Origin of the sequence: Nonomuraea sp. 3-1Str (assembly GCF_031570565.1) — a bacterium.
In the GTDB taxonomy this organism is placed as follows: Bacteria; Actinomycetota; Actinomycetes; order Streptosporangiales; family Streptosporangiaceae; genus Nonomuraea.
In genome coordinates this window covers 271,282-286,083 of sequence record NZ_JALHBK010000008.1, presented here as the reverse complement: position 1 = coordinate 286,083, position 14,802 = coordinate 271,282, and the positions used below count along the sequence as shown (strand labels likewise).

Genomic DNA, 14,802 nt, shown 5'->3' with positions numbered 1-14,802 from the left:
CGTCCTCGACGCCCTCCAGGCCGGCGACGGCGCCCACCTGCTGGACGCGGCCCTCATGGAGAGCCCGCCCCAGGACCGGTGGGGCATGTGCGGCAACCTCGTCACCCACGACGTCACCCACCCCACCGTCCGCGCGCCGTCATAGCGGTCCGGGCGGCGCCTCGCCCCGCGCGGGGCGGGGCGCCGCCTTCCCGCCGGCTCACCCCGGTGTCACTGCTGCGGGGCGCCCCCCGGCTGGGTGACGCCGTTGACCTTCAGCGTGTACGGCGCGTACTGCCCCACCTGCTCCGTCGGGTCGTCGTAGGCGACCACCGCGACCACCTTCGGGAACGGGGCCAGCACGGCGAGCTGGAGCCGGTTGAGCGAGAGCGTGCGCCGCCCGTCGGACTCCACCTGGAGCGCCACCGCGTGCTTGTCGTCCAGCCCGACGAGGCGGACGTTCCAGTTGGCGACCGGCGTCGGGTGGATCTCCGTCGGCGAGTCGAACGGCTCCAGGCTCGACCCGTCGCTCACCGCCGTGCCGCCGACCGTGACGTCGTCGATCCGCAGGCCGCCCTCGTTGACGCCCGCGTCGCTGACGTACCGGAAGCCGAGCAGGATCTCCTTGCCCGCGTAGGCGGCCAGGCTGAAGGTGTGCGGCTCGAAGCCGGTGGTGGTGCCGTTGAGCGCCGGGCCGAGCGGGCCCGTCACCGTGCGGTCGCCGGGGACGGCGGTGTAGGTGGCGCCGCCGTCCGTGGAGACCACGACGTAGCCGTAGTCGAAGCCGCTCTCCGCCCCGTACTTGGCCAGGAGGCGCAGCGTCGGGTCCGCGGTGGGGACCGTCACCCGGGTCACCGCGGCGGCGTCGAGGTTGCTGGAGTTGCCCGACCACAGCACCGGGTTGCCGACCCGGTCCGGGTCGTCGGAGACGACGGTCCAGGCGAGCGGCTGGGCGGGCAGCGTCTTCGCGCCCTCGAACGACAGCGACCGCAGGTCCGACCCGCGCAGGACCTTCCCGCCGGTCGCCTGGAGCGGCACGTAGTCGGCGCCGTTCGGGGCGGCGCCGGCCGTCTTGTACGCCGCCGGGTTGTCCAGGTTGACCGTCGAGCGCAGGCTCGCGGTGGTCACCCGCTTCTTCGGCACGCCGAGCATGACGCCCCTGGCCGCCTCCCCGACGATCTTGTCCACCAGGGTCGTCGTCTGGTAGTCGTGGATCACCTGGTACGGGTTCTTGACGCCGCGCGCCTCCAGTGCCGCCCGCAGGCTGGCCAGGCCCTGCAGGTCGCCGTCACGGTGCAGGCGCGTCAGGAAGTCCGTGCCGTACCTGTCGTACAGGAACAGCATGAACGAGTACGCGTTGCCGTAGTCGGCGAGCACCCCGCTGGCCGTGGCGCCCTCGCCCCACAGGTTCAGCGAGTTCTCCGGGCCGCCGCAGTCGCGCGGGTTGGTGTTGTACGGCGTCTGCACGGTGCCGAAGCCCTGGAAGCAGTAGATGTGGCTGTCGGCGCCCCGGTCGAACACCGTGGCCTTCGCGTCGGCGTATCCCACGAGGGTCTGCGCGAAGTCCGACAGGCCCTCGTTCATCCAGGTGGTCTCCAGCGGGTCGGTGTAGTAGTGGGCCAGGTGCTGCCACTCGTGCGCGAACGTGTTCTCGTACTGGTGCGGCCGCGCCGGGCGGGAGGTGCACAGATCGGAGGTGGGCTCGTCCGGCGGGTTGGTGCCGGTGCGATGCAGCCAGTCGAACGCGTCGATCGTCATGACGTTGCGGTCGAGCAGCTCGTTGAACTGCGAGGAGAAGAACCCGGCGATGTACGTGGGCGCGGCCGGGAAGTCGTAGAAGTTGTCGTCCCTGACGTTGTCCACGAGCGTCACGGTGCGGTTGCCCGCGCCGGTGTAGACGCCGCCGTTGCCGTTGGCGTCGGGCCCGAGGACGGCGTTGGAGCCGTCGCGGTCCGGCGGCCTGCTGAAGGCGGCGGTCTCCTTCGGGTACATGTTGGTGTCGAACTCGTGGACGAGGCTCGCCACCTGCGCGTCGGTGACCTGCGTGCTGGACGGGACCTGCGCGCGGCAGTCGCCGGCGGGGAAGGCGAGGTCGTTGGCGACCCACACCTCGATGTTGTCGCCGACGCCGCGCAGCGTGTAGTCCTTGCGGTAGAGCCGCCCGTTGAAGTCGTCCATGCCGAGCCACTGCCGGACGGTGCCGACCGGCGGCGTGTCCGCGGCCTTCGCCCTGGCACTCGGCTTGGCCCGGTACGCCGACGGCACCTTGACCGGCTTGCCGTCGAGGGTGAAGTCCTTGCGGGTGAGCTCTCGCACGTCGGACGGCGCCGGGGCCGGTGGGGCGGCGTGCGTGGCCTCCGCGGTGGCGGGAAGGGCCGTGAGGAGGGGTAAGGCGAGGAGCGTGGCTGCGAGCCCGATGATCCGGTGGCGCGCCATGGAACCCCCTTCTGATGGGTGTTGCCCGGGATTGTTGGGGACAAGCCGTTATCACCCGGGGCCGTGGGGGCGCGCAAGCGAAGCAGTTGCCAACAACCACCCGGGGTTTTCGTGCTCGCGCGCCCTCCACCCCACGCCTACTGCCGGAAGAGCCCCACCGACCAGCGCACCGGCCGCCCGTCCGCCGGCGAATTCATGAACAGCTTGAGGGTGACGGTCACCTGCTTGCCCTTCGCCACCTTGTACAGCGACATCGCTCCCGGGTAGGGCCCCTCCTCCCACACACCGCAACCGCTCGCGCCGCCGGTGTCCTTGCCGTCGATCTCGTACCTGAACCACAGGCGCGCGGCCAGGTCGCCGGTGCAGATCTGGTCGAGCCCGAACTCGCGGCCGTCGCCGCGCACCCGGAACGTCAGGGACCTCTCCGCAGGCCAGGTGCCGGTCCGGGTGTCCGCCAGCTTCCAGCGGCTCTGGTGGGCGGGGAACGCCCTGGGCGCCTTGGGCTCTACAGGAGTGTCCGGTGGTGTCCACTCGTACACGGCCATGGACATGGAGGCGCGCTCCGGCTTCACCGGGCGGCAGGGGCTCTTGGAGTCGGCCCGCACGCAGGCCGAGCCGTGCGTGGTCGCGTCGAAGGTGATCACGGCCCGGTCCCCCGCGCCCCGAGGCACGATCAGCGGCGCAAGCTCCCTGTGCCCCGTACAGGAGAACATGTGGGCCGGCACCGGTCGTCCGTTGACCTTGACCTGGAGACCGGGCAGCGCCCGGCCCGCGCGGGTGCAGATCAACGCCACGTCCAGCGGCTTGCCGGTGACGCGGACCGTGACCGTGGCCTTCCTGCTGCCGGTCGCCCCGATCGAGGCCGTGGCCAGGCGCCGGTAGCCGGTGCCGTCCGGCGAGGTGAACGTCTCCGGCAGCCCGCCGGGGACGGGCGAACCGGCCAGCGGGCCGGCCGTGGCGGACGTGACGGCCGCCGTGTCGGGACCCGCTCCGGCCATGCCTGGCAGCAGCACCAGGCCCAGCGCGGCGACCGCCGCCACGGTGGTCCCGGCCGCGGCGAGCCGCCGGCGCAGCCGGATCCGGGAGATGCGGGCCCGTACCTGCTCGTGGCGGACCGGGTTGGACGGGGGAGTGGCGTCGCCGTGCTCGCGCAGCACGTCGCGCAGCTCGCGTACGGTCATCGGTGGGTCTCCTCCATGATCGACTCGTCCACACGCAGCTTGGCCAGCGCCTTGGCGGTCTGGCTCTTGACCGTGCCGGGCGCGCAGCCCAGCAGCCGGGCCACCTCGGCCACGGGCAGGTCCTCGTAGAAGCGCAGCACGATCACCGCGCGCATCCGGGCGGGGAGGCGGCCGACGGCCTGCCACAGCTCCTCGCGGTCGCGGCCGGCGCCGCCGTCCACGGGGACGTCCGGCAGGTCGTCGCTCGGCAGCTCCCGCCGCCACTTGCGCCGCCACCACGACGTGTACGTCGTCACGAGCACGCGGCGCACGTACGCCTCCGGCTCCGCCACGCCGGGCCAGGCGAACCACGCCTTGGCCAGCGACTCCTGCAGCAGGTCCTCGGCCAGGGCCCAGTCGCGGGTCAGCAGGTACGCCGTGCGTAACAGCCGGTCCGACCGCGCCAGCACGAATTCCTGATATATCGCCCGATCCGCCACCTAATGCCTCCTGCCGGCGCGGCGCGCCCGCACGCGTCTCGTCCGGCCCTCCCGCTGAGGGCCACTGCGGCTAGTGACGCATCGACGCGCGCGCCGGGTTGCCCGGCCTCAACAGGGAACGGGTCGGATCAGCCGGCGCGGCCGGCGCGCAGGATCGTGAACGGCGCCAGCTCGCCCAGGCCGCGCACCGACAGCCGGTTGACCGGGCGCAGCTCGAAGGCGCGGTCGCCCTCCAGCTCCTCGGCCATCTCCGGGTCGGCCAGGATGGTGCCGGGGCGGGCCAGCGCCGTGAGCCGGCTGGCCAGGTTGACCGTCGTGCCGAACACATCGCCCATCCGCCAGATCACCGACCCCGCGGCCAGCCCCACGCGCAGCTCCGGCATGCCCCGGACCCTGGCGTGCGTCTCCAGCAGCCGCAGCCCGATCTCGGCCGCCTCGTGGGCCTTACCGGCGACGAACAGCACGGAGTCGCCCAGCGTCTTGACGATCCGGCCGCCGGAGGAGGTCACCACGTCGGCGGAGCGGCCCTCGAAGCTGTCGACCAGCGTGGCCAGCTCCCGCTCGGTGATCTGCCTGCTCAGCCGGGTGAAGCCGACCAGGTCGGCGAAGCCGACCGCCAGCCGTACCGCGGTGTGGTCCTGGTCGACCATGCGGCCGGCCGCTGCGGCGAGCTGCCGCTGCCACGAGTAGACGAGCAGCCGCGCGAGCGGGGGCACGACCCGGTCGGCCCGGCGGCGCCAGGCGCGGGACCGCTCGGCCAGCGGCACGCCCGCCTGGTCCAGCTCTTCGGCGCCGAGCTGCGCCTGCGACTCGGCCAGGCGCGTGGTGGCCCGCCCGAGCGAGCGGGCTATGAGCAGCACGTGCTCCTCGTCGTAGACGCCGGCGCTGACCATGCCGACCAGGGTCCTCAGCGCCTCCACGTCGGAGTCGGTGAACTCCACGGCGTCGTCGCGGACGTTCGGGAACCCGAGCGCCCGCCAGAACCGGCGCGCGCGGTAGACCGGCACCCCGGCCATCTCGGCGACCTGGTGGCTGGTGTAGCGACGGGGCTCGCGCAGGAACGCCTCGGCGAGCCCGTCCGAATCCTCGCGCGCCACGGCTGCAACATACACCCGTTAACGGGAGATAGCGCGTCCATATCCCAAGGTGGCCGGACATGTCGCGGTCCATCCGGGACGTTACTCCAGCAGGGCCCGCAGGGGGGAGCGCTCGGCCGCCGGGACGTGGTCCGCGTAGTAGTCGTACATCGTCTGCCGCGCCAGCCGGGCCGCCAGCGGGCCGTCGCCGGCGCGGACGGCGGCCAGCACCTCCTCGTGGTGGCGGATGCTGCGCCGCATCAGCGCCTCCCGGTCGGGCTCGGCGGCGAGCCGGTCGGCCACCAGGTCGACGACGATCGAGCGCACCACCTCGACGCAGATCTGGATGAGCTTGTTGCCGCTGGCCCGCGCCACCGCGTCGTGGAAGGCCACGTCGGCGGCGCTGAACGCGTCATGCCCTTCGGCGGCGCCCTCGCGGAGGGTGGCGCGCATCCGGTCGATGGCCGCCTCCATCTCGGCGAGCTGCTCGTCGGTGCGCAGCCGGGCCGCCAGCAGGTTGGCCGACCCGTCGAGCAGCATCCGGAACTGCACCAGCTCCCCGAGCGACAGGCCCTCGACCCGGGCCAGCGTGGCCATGGACCTCTGCAGCGCGTCGGGGCTGAACGGCAGCACCTCGGCCCCGTGCGGGTCACCCGGCCGCGAGCGCACCAGGCCGCGCGACTGCAGCACGCGCAGCGCCTCGCGCACCGTGGACCGGCTCACCGAGAACTGGCCCATGAGGTCGCGCTCGCTGGGCAGCCGCTGACCGGGGCGGAGAGCGCCGCTCTCGATGGCCTGCTCGACCTGTTCCACGATCCGCTCGTACGCGCGTACGGTGCGTACCGGCTCGAAGCGTGGACCACTCATTGCGCCCCCTTGACCTGAGCCGTCGTCGGCTGGCAATGTGCGTAGCCTACTGGTCCGACCAGTGCACTAGCCAGGGCACAGCCAGGAGGCTTGGACATGAGGCGCATCGGCATCTGGATGGCCCTGGGCGGGCTCCTGCTGGGCACGGCGGCCTGCGGCGGCGGCTCCGGCGGAGACCCCGGGGGAACGGCCGCGAAGCAGACGCTGGCGGTCGGGTTCACGGCCGAGCCGGCCAACCTCGACTTCACCTCCACCGAGGGCGCCGCCATCCCGCAGGCCCTGCTCGTCAACGTCTACGAGGGCCTGGTCAAGCTCGACCAGGACGGCCGGATCCAGCCGCTGCTCGCCGAGAAGATGGAAGTCTCGCCGGACCGGAAGACCTACACCTTCACGCTGCGCAAGAACGTCACCTTCACCAACGGCGCCCCGTTCACGGCCGACGACGTGGTCTTCTCCCTCGGCCGCGTGCGGACGGACTGGAAGCTGAAGATCAAGTCGCAGCTCGACGTCATCGACAAGGTCGACAAGAAGGACGACACGACGGCTGTCGTCACGCTCAAGCGCCCCAGCAACGGCTTCCTCTACGCGCTGGCGACCCGGCTCGGCGCCATGTTCAGCCGCACCGGCGTCGCCGACCTGGCCAACAAGCCCGTCGGCACCGGCCCCTACCAGCTCGGCTCATGGAAGCGCGGCGACTCCATCCGGCTCGACGCCAACCCGAAGTACTGGGGCACCAAGCCGGCGATGAGCGGCGTCACCCTCAAGTACTTCAAGGACGCGACGGCCATGAACAACGCGCTGCTGACGGGCGGGATCGACGTCATCTCCAGCGTCCAGGCCCCCGAGTCGCTCCAGCAGTTCGCCGACCCCAACCGGTTCGTCACGGTCGAGGGCACCACCAACGGCGAGGTGGTGCTGTCGATGAACAACGGCCGCCCGCCGTTCGACGACAAGAAGGTGCGCCAGGCCGTCCGGTACGCCATCGACCACAAGGCGCTGCTCGACACGGCCTGGGCCGGGCGCGGCAAGCTCATCGGCTCCATGGTCCCGCCCACCGACCCCTGGTACGAGGACCGCGCCGGCGACTACCCGTACGACGCGGCCAAGGCCAAGGAGCTGCTCGGCGGCAAGACGTACACGGTCAAGATGCGCATCCCCAACCTGCCCTACGCCGTGGCCTCCGCCCAGGTGGTCAAGTCGCAGCTCGCCCAGGTGGGCATCACGGCCGACATCGAGCCGCTGGAGTTCCCGGCCCGGTGGCTGGACGTGGTGTTCAAGCAAGGCGACTACGACCTGTCCATCATCAACCACGTCGAACCCCGTGACATGGGCATATTCGCCGACAAGTCGTACTACTTCCGGTACGACAATCCGGAGTTCGGCAAGCTGCTCGCCTCCGCCGACGAGGGCAGCGAGCAGCAGCAGACCGACGACCTCAAGCAGGCCGCCAAGCTCCTGTCCGACGACGCCGCCGCCGACTGGCTCTTCCTCTTCCCCAACCTGATCGTGGCCAAGAAGGGCGTCACCGGCCTGCCCCAGAACGCCATCGCCGAGTCGTTCGACTTCACCGGGCTCGCCAAGCAGTGATCGTCTACCTGTCGAAGCGGCTGGCGGTGCTCCTCGCGAGCGTCGCCGCCGCCGGCGTGGCGGTCTTCGCGTTCATGGCCGTGCTGCCCGGCGACCCGGCCGAGGTCGCGCTCGGCGTCAACGCGACACCCCAGGCGGTCGCCGAGCTGCGGGCCCGGTTCGGCACCGACCGGCCGCCGGTCACCCAGTTCCTCGACTGGTTCGGCGGGCTGGCCCAGGGCGACTTCGGCACCTCGTACGTGACCAGCTCCCCGATCGGGCCGCAGATCGCCGACCGGCTCGGCGTGACCGCGGTGCTGGTCATCGGCGGCATGGTCATCGCGCTGCTCGTCGCCGTACCGGCCGGCACGTTCGCCGCCGTCCACCACCGCGACCCGCTCGGCGCGGCCGTCAGCGCGGTGAGCCAGATCGGCATCGCCGTCCCCGCGTTCCTGGCGGGCATCCTGCTCGTGTTCGTCTTCGCGGTGAAGGCGCAGGCGCTGCCGTCCGGCGGCTACGTGCCGATCGCCGACGACCCGGCCGGGTGGCTGCGCAGCCTGTTGCTGCCGTGGCTGTCGCTCGGCCTCGTCCAGGGCGCCGTCCTGACCAGGTACGTGCGCAGCGCCGTGCTCGACGTGATGCGCGAGGACTACCTGCGCACGGCCCGGGCCAAGGGCAGGGGCCGGATGGGCGCCCTGTGGCGGCACGGGCTGCGCAACGCCTCCATCCCCGTGGTCACCGTGCTCGGCCTCCAGCTCGCGACCCTGCTCGTCGGCGCCGTCGTGGTCGAGCGGGTGTTCGTCGTGCCGGGGCTCGGCGACCTGCTGCTGAACGGCGTGGCCGGGCGCGATCTGCTGCTCGTCCAGGGCGTGGTGATGGTGCTGGTCGCCGCCGTCCTGCTGATCAACTTCGTGGTGGACGTCTGCTACGCCGCCCTCGACCCCCGCCTGCGGGGCGCCCGATGAGGAGACGGCTCAACCTGGGGCTGGTGACGGGCGGCACGCTGGTCGGGATCGTCGTGGCGGCCGCGCTCGTCTCGTTCGTGTGGACGCCGCACGACCCGACCCTCGTCGACGCGGCCGCCAAGCTGCGCGAGCCCGGCGGCGGTCACCTGCTCGGCGCCGACAAGTTCGGCCGCGACACGCTCAGCCAGCTCATGGTCGGCGCCCGCACCACCCTGTACGTGGGAGTGGTGGCCGTCGGCATCGCCGCCGTCCTGGGCACGCCGCTGGGCGTGGCCGCCGGCATGGCGCCCCGCTCCCGGGGCTGGCTGTCGGAGCTCATCATGCGGGTGAACGACCTGGTGTTCGCCTTCCCCGCGCTGTTGCTGGCCGTCATGCTGGGCGCGGTGTACGGGGCGGGCACGCTGACCGCGATGATCGCGATCGGGGTGGCCACCGTGCCCGCGTTCGCCCGCGTGGCCAGGGCGGCGACGATGCAGGTCATGGTGACCGACTACATCCTGGCCGCGCGCGCCGCCGGCCGCCGCGGCCCCGCCATCGCCGCGCGGCACGTGCTGCCGAACATCGGCTCGGTGCTCATCGTGCAGGCGTCCGTGTCGTTCGCCATCGCGATCCTGGCCGAGGCGGCGCTGTCGTTCCTCGGCTTCGGCACCCGGCCGCCCACGCCGTCGTGGGGGCGCATGCTCCAGGAGTCGCAGGAGCTGCTGTTCTCCACCCCGCGCCTGGCCCTGTGGCCCGGCCTGGCCATCGCGCTGGCCGTGCTCGGCTTCAACCTGCTCGGCGACGGCCTGCGCGACCACCTCGACCCGAAGCTGAGGAGCATCCGTGCTGACGGTTGAGGGATTGAGTGTGCGGGCCGAGGACATCGAGCTGGTGCGGGAGGTGTCGTTCGGCATCGGGCCGGGCGAGCGCGTCGGCCTCATCGGCGAGTCCGGCTCCGGCAAGTCGCTGACCGCGCTGGCGCTCATGGGGCTGCTGCCCGACGGCGTGACCGCGTCCGGCACCGCCCGGGTGCGCGGGCGCGACCTGGTGGGCGTGCCCGAGCGGCGGCTGAAGGACCTGCGCGGCCGTACGGTGTCCATGGTCTTCCAGGAGCCCATGACGGCGCTCAACCCGCTCATGCGGGTCGGCGCGCAGGTCGCCGAGGTCATGACCCTGCACGGCGCCGCGGCGCGGCGCGCCCGCGAGCGCGCCGTCGAGCTGCTCGGCCGGGTCCGCCTGCCCGACCCCGAGCGGATCGCCCGCTCCTACCCGCACCAGCTCTCCGGCGGCCAGCGCCAGCGCGTCATGCTCGCCATCGCCCTGGCCAACGAGCCCGAGCTGCTCATCTGCGACGAGCCGACCACCGCGCTCGACGTGACCGTGCAGCGGCAGATGCTGGAGCTCATCGCCGAGGTCGCGCCCGCGCTGCTGTTCATCACCCACGACCTCGCCGTCGTCGCCTCGGTCTGCGAGCGGGTGCTCGTCATGTACGGCGGGCGGGTCGTCGAGAGCGGCCCCCTGCGCGAGGTGTTCGCCCGGCCCCGCCACCGCTACACCGAGGGCCTGCTGGCCGCCTCCCGGCTCCCGCCGCGCGGCACCCGCCTGGCCACCATCCCGGGCACCGTGCCGGCGGCCGGGACCTTCCCGGAGGGGTGCGTCTTCCGCGACCGGTGCGCCCACGCCTCCGACGTCTGCGCGACCGTTCCGGAGCTGACAGGAGACGGCCATGCCTTCGCATGCCGGCACCCCCGGGACTGACCCGGTGACCGCCACGACCGCCACGACCGCCACGACCGACGCGACGGCCGCGGCAGGCGGCCACGACCGCGCGGGCGGCTCCCGGGGCGAGCCGCTGATCGAGGTGCGCGACCTCACCCGCGTCTACCGCCGCCCCCGCAGCTCGCTCACCCGCCCCGGCGAGGCCGTGCACGCGCTGAAGGGCGTGTCGCTGACCGTCCACCGCGGCGAGCGGTTCGGGATCGTCGGCGAGTCCGGCTCCGGCAAGTCCACGCTGCTGCGCCTCCTCTGCGCGCTCGACCGGCCCACGAGCGGCTCCGTCACCTTCGGCGGCCGGGAGGTGACCGGCCGTCCCGAGCGGTCGCTGCGGTTCCTGCGGCGCAGCCTCCAGATCGTCTTCCAGGACCCGATGAGCTCCCTCGACCCGCGCATGCGGGTGCGCGACCTCGTCGCCGAGCCGCTGGTCGCGCTCGGGGAGCCCGTCGGGAACCGCGTCGCCGAGCTGCTCGACGCGGTGGGCCTGCCCGCCTCGGCGGCCGGCCGCTACCCGCACCAGTTCTCCGGCGGCCAGCGGCAGCGCATCGCGATCGCCCGCGCCCTCGCGCCCCGGCCGGAGGTGCTCGTCGCCGACGAGCCGGTCAGCGCCCTCGACGTGTCGGTACGCGGCCAGATTCTCAACCTGCTGGCCGACCTGGCCGACGAGCTGGGCCTCACCCTCGTCTTCGTCTCGCACGACCTGGCCGTAGTCCGGCACCTGTGCGAGACCGTCGCGGTCGTCCACGACGGGCTGATCGTGGAGAGCGGCCCGGTGGACGACGTGTGGGCCGCGCCGGAGCACCCGTACACGCGCGCGCTGCTGGCGGCCGTACCGACCCTGGAGGGACTGCTGTGATCGACGTAGACGCCCGCGGAGTCGTGGAGTTCACCCAGGCGCTGGTACGGATCCCCAGCACCAACGATCCGGCCCGCGGGCGCTGCGAACGGCCGGCCGCCGAGCTGGTCGAGGCGCGGATGCGGGAGTGGGGCTGGGAGCCGCGCGTCTACGAGGTCGAGCCCGGCCGGCCCAACGTGGTGGCCGTCGTCGAGGGCGGCGGCGGTGACGGGCCGACCCTCATGTTCGAGGGGCACACCGACGTGGTGACCGAGGGCGACCTGTCGAGCTGGACGGTGGACCCGTTCGGCGGCGAGATCCGCGACGGGAAGCTGTGGGGGCGGGGCAGCGCCGACATGAAGTCGGGCCTGGCCGCCGCCCTCTACGCCACGCGGGCGCTCCAGCTCGCCGGGCCGTTCCCGGGCCGGATCAAGGTGTGCGCGCTGGCCGACGAGGAGGGCCTGATGATCGGCGCGCACCACTTCGTCGCCGAGGGCCTGGCCGCCGACGTCGACGGCGCGATCGTGGCCGAGCCGGAGGCGGGCGAGATCTGCGCGGTCGCCAAGGGCGCGCTGCGGCTGCGCGTGGACCTCACCGGCAAGATGGCGCACGGCGCGATGCCCCAGCACGGCCGCAACCCCATCCAGGCCGTGGGCGCGCTGCTTGTGGGGCTGCGTTCCCTGGAGAAGGAGCTCCAGGCGGCGCATCCCGCCCACGAGCATCTGGGCGAGGTGTACGTGACGCCGACCGTGGTGCGGGCGGGCACCGAGGAGCAGGTCAACGTCATCCCGGCGGTCGCGTCGGTCTTCGTGGACGTGCGGACCGTCCCCGGGCTCGCGCACGCGGACGTCGCCGCCCGGGTGCGGGAGCTGGCCTCCCACGACGGGATCGCGGCGGAGGTGTCGGTCCTCGTGGACCGGCCGCCGGTGGAGGTGCCCGTGGACGATCCCGTGGTCGCGGCGCTGGCCGGCGCGCACCGGGCCGTCACCGGCGAGGAGCCCGTCTACGGGGGCGTGCCCGGCTCGACCGACGGCACCGTCCTGACGCACTGGGGCGGCGTGCCGTCCGTCGTGTACGGGCCGGGCGGCAAGTGGATCGCCCACCAGGCCGACGAGTACGTCGAGGTGGACGAGATCGTGCAGTGCACCCGCGTCTTCGCCGAGGCGGCCCGCCGCTTCCTCACCGGGACCCGCTCATCCGGGCCCGGGAGGCGGGCGTGAAGGCCGGGCGCGCCAACGCGCTGGTCGACGTGCCGGGCCTGCGTGTCGGCCACGCGGAGCGGGTCGGCGGCGGCTACCGCACCGGCACCACCGTCGTGCTCGCGCCCCCCGGCGGCATGGTCGCGGGGGTGGACGTGCGCGGCGCCGCGCCGGGCACCCGGGAGACCGAGCTGCTCGACCCGCGCAACCTCGTCGAGCGCGTCCACGCGATCACCCTCGCCGGCGGCAGCGCGTACGGGCTGAGCGCCGCGTGCGGCGTCATGGAGCGGCTGGCCGACGCGGGGATCGGCTTCCCCGTCGAGGGCGGCGTGGTGCCCATCGTGCCCGCCGCCGTCATCTACGACCTGGGGCGCGGCGGCCGGTTCCGCGCCGTGCCGGACGGCGCGCTGGGCGCCGCCGCCCTGGACGCCGCCTCGGCCGCCGAGGCGCGCAGCGGGTCGATCGGCGCGGGCGCCGGAGCGGTGGCGGGCGGGCTGGCCGGCGGCGTCGGCACCGCCAGCGCCGTGCTGCCCTCCGGCGTGACCGTGGCCGCGCTGGCCGTGGTCAACGCCGCCGGGTCGGTCCTCGACCCGGGCCGCGCGCTGCTGTCCGGCACCCGGTACGGCCTGCCGGGCGAGTTCGGGCCGCTGCGCGAGCCGTCGCCCGAGGAGTCCGCCGCCTGGCGGCCCGCCGCCGTCACCTCGTTCAACACCACGATCGGCGTCGTCGCCACCGACCTCACCCTCACCAAGGCGCAGTGCGGCAAGCTCGCGGGCGTCGCCCACGACGGGCTGGCCAGGGCGATCAGGCCCGCGCACACCATGGTCGACGGCGACACGATCTTCGGGCTGGCCACCTGCGGCGAGCCCGCGCCGGACCCGTACGGGCTGCAGGACGTGCTGGCCGCCGGGGCCGACGTGTTCAGCCGGGCCGTGGCGCACGCCGTCCTGGCCGCGACCGGGCGCGCGGGCGCGCCCGCGTATCTCGACGTGTTTCCGAGCGCCAGAGGGGGCGTGGCGTGATGATCGCCGAAGATGGATGGCCGGCCGGGCTGCCCGTGGGCGACGGCTGGGTGGAGACGGGGCTCTCCCGTGACGTCGTCTTCCCGTACGACGGCTCGGTGGTGGCGAGCGCGCCGGTCGGCACACCGGAGCTGGCCCGCCGGGCCGTCGAGGAGGCGCTCGCCGCGGCGCCGGCCATGGCCGCGCTGCCCTCGCACGCCCGCCGCGCCGCCCTCATGGGCGCGCACGACGCCCTCGCCGCACGCCGGGAGGACGTCGAGCGGCTGCTCGTGCTGGAGACCGGCAAGCCGCTCGTGGACTGCCGGGTGGAGGTGGCGCGCACGCTGGTCACACTCGCCACGGCGGCCGAGGAGGTGGCCCGGCTGCACGGCGAGACCGTGCCCCTCGACCTGCTGCCGTCGGGGGAGGGGCTGATCGGGTTCTGGACGCGGCGGCCGATCGGCGTGGTGGTCGGGATCACCGGCTTCAACTACCCGCTCCTGCTGGCCGCCCACAAGATCGCCCCGGCGGTGGCCGCGGGCTGCCCGGTGATCGTCAAGCCGGCCCCCGCGACGCCGCTGGCCACGCTCTGGCTCGTGCACCTGCTGCGGTCGGCGGGCGCGCTGCCGCCAGCCGGGGTCCAGCTCGTGACCGGGGACGTCGAGGTGGGGCGGGCCCTGGTGGAGGACCGGCGGATCGGGGCTGTGTCGTTCACCGGCTCGGCCGCCGCCGGCCACGCCATCGCGCGGGCCGCCGCGCCCACCAAGGTCCTGCTGGAGCTCGGCTCGAACGCCGCGCTCGTGGTGGCCGCCGACGCCGACCTGGAGGCCGCGGCGGACGCGGTCGTGCGGGGCGGCTACTACGCCTCCGGCCAGGCGTGCATCTCGGTGCAGCGGGTGCTGGTGGAGGAGCCCGTACGGGAGCCGTTCCTGGCGCTGCTGGCGGCGCGGATGAAGGACGTCGTCACCGGGGACCCGCGCTCGCCGGAGACGCGGGTCGCGCCGCTGATCGACCCGGCCGCGACCGAGAGGGTCCTCGGCCGGGTGAGGGAGTCGGGCGGCACGCTCGTCACGGGGGGCGTCGCCGACGGCCGGGCCATCGCGCCGACGGTCCTGGCGGACGTCCCGGACGGGGCCGCCGTGTGGGACGAGGAGATCTTCGGCCCCGTCGTGTGCGTCCGCTCGGTGCCGGACCTGGACGCCGCCTTCGCCGCCGTCAACGCCTCCCGCTACGGCCTGCACGCCGCGGTCTTCACCCGCTCGCTGTCCACCGCGTTCGCCGCCATCGACCGTGTCGAGGCCGGGGGAGTGGTGGTGAACGACGTGCCGGGGTTCCGCGCGGACAACATGCCGTACGGGGGCGTCAAGGACTCGGGCGCCGGCCGGGAGGGCCCCCGCTTCGCCATCGAGGAGCTCACGGTCACCCGCATGGCGATCATCCGCCCGTGACCGCCTGACCTGAGGGGG

Annotated in this window: 13 protein-coding genes; 8 read left to right on the top strand and 5 right to left on the bottom strand. The window is 73.7% G+C overall.

Annotated elements, in window-relative coordinates:
• Window positions 1-210: 210 nt before the first annotated feature.
• The 5 genes from MTP10_RS16310 to MTP10_RS16290 all read right to left on the bottom strand — a co-directional run bounded on the left by MTP10_RS16310 (window position 211) and on the right by MTP10_RS16290 (window position 6,018).
• Window positions 211-2,415, bottom strand: coding sequence for an immune inhibitor A domain-containing protein (locus tag MTP10_RS16310; RefSeq protein ID WP_310710198.1), 2,205 nt, complete (start codon window positions 2,413-2,415; stop codon window positions 211-213).
• Window positions 2,416-2,552: 137 nt separating this feature from the next.
• A complete protein-coding gene (locus MTP10_RS16305; protein ID WP_310710196.1) occupies window positions 2,553-3,596 on the bottom strand; it encodes a hypothetical protein in 1,044 nt (347 codons plus the stop codon).
• Complete coding sequence (locus tag MTP10_RS16300) at window positions 3,593-4,075, bottom strand: SigE family RNA polymerase sigma factor (RefSeq protein ID WP_310710194.1); 483 nt, start codon at window positions 4,073-4,075, stop codon at window positions 3,593-3,595. Before MTP10_RS16300 ends, MTP10_RS16305 begins: the two co-directional genes overlap by 4 nt.
• A gap of 128 nt (window positions 4,076-4,203) precedes the next feature.
• On the bottom strand, window positions 4,204-5,172 hold the full coding sequence (locus tag MTP10_RS16295) for an adenylate/guanylate cyclase domain-containing protein (RefSeq protein WP_310710192.1): 969 nt from the start codon (window positions 5,170-5,172) through the stop codon (window positions 4,204-4,206).
• Window positions 5,173-5,253: 81 nt separating this feature from the next.
• A complete protein-coding gene (locus MTP10_RS16290) occupies window positions 5,254-6,018 on the bottom strand; it encodes a FadR/GntR family transcriptional regulator (protein WP_310710190.1) in 765 nt (254 codons plus the stop codon).
• A gap of 96 nt (window positions 6,019-6,114) precedes the next feature.
• Between MTP10_RS16290 and MTP10_RS16285 the strand changes: the two genes are divergently transcribed.
• The 8 genes from MTP10_RS16285 to MTP10_RS16250 are packed head-to-tail and all read left to right on the top strand — an operon-like array spanning window position 6,115 to window position 14,784.
• Window positions 6,115-7,605 carry an ABC transporter substrate-binding protein gene (locus tag MTP10_RS16285; protein ID WP_310710188.1) on the top strand — a complete coding sequence of 497 codons (1,491 nt, stop codon included), beginning with the start codon at window positions 6,115-6,117 and terminating at the stop codon, window positions 7,603-7,605.
• Complete coding sequence (locus MTP10_RS16280; RefSeq protein ID WP_310710187.1) at window positions 7,602-8,549, top strand: ABC transporter permease; 948 nt, start codon at window positions 7,602-7,604, stop codon at window positions 8,547-8,549. Before MTP10_RS16285 ends, MTP10_RS16280 begins: the two co-directional genes overlap by 4 nt.
• Window positions 8,546-9,385 (top strand): ABC transporter permease, encoded by an 840-nt coding sequence (locus MTP10_RS16275; RefSeq protein ID WP_310710185.1) that lies wholly within the window; start codon window positions 8,546-8,548, stop codon window positions 9,383-9,385. The genes MTP10_RS16280 and MTP10_RS16275 overlap by 4 nt, the downstream gene beginning before the upstream one ends.
• Window positions 9,372-10,286 (top strand): ABC transporter ATP-binding protein, encoded by a 915-nt coding sequence (locus MTP10_RS16270; protein ID WP_310710183.1) that lies wholly within the window; start codon window positions 9,372-9,374, stop codon window positions 10,284-10,286. Before MTP10_RS16275 ends, MTP10_RS16270 begins: the two co-directional genes overlap by 14 nt.
• Complete coding sequence (locus MTP10_RS16265) at window positions 10,255-11,157, top strand: ATP-binding cassette domain-containing protein (RefSeq protein WP_310710181.1); 903 nt, start codon at window positions 10,255-10,257, stop codon at window positions 11,155-11,157. Before MTP10_RS16270 ends, MTP10_RS16265 begins: the two co-directional genes overlap by 32 nt.
• A complete protein-coding gene (locus MTP10_RS16260) occupies window positions 11,154-12,356 on the top strand; it encodes a M20 family metallopeptidase (protein WP_310710179.1) in 1,203 nt (400 codons plus the stop codon). The genes MTP10_RS16265 and MTP10_RS16260 overlap by 4 nt, the downstream gene beginning before the upstream one ends.
• Window positions 12,353-13,357: a P1 family peptidase gene (locus tag MTP10_RS16255; protein ID WP_310710178.1), complete on the top strand. Its 1,005-nt coding sequence runs from the start codon at window positions 12,353-12,355 to the stop codon at window positions 13,355-13,357. The genes MTP10_RS16260 and MTP10_RS16255 overlap by 4 nt, the downstream gene beginning before the upstream one ends.
• Window positions 13,357-14,784, top strand: a complete 1,428-nt coding sequence (locus tag MTP10_RS16250) for an aldehyde dehydrogenase family protein (protein WP_310710176.1) — start codon at window positions 13,357-13,359, stop codon at window positions 14,782-14,784. Before MTP10_RS16255 ends, MTP10_RS16250 begins: the two co-directional genes overlap by 1 nt.
• Window positions 14,785-14,802 lie beyond the last annotated feature (18 nt).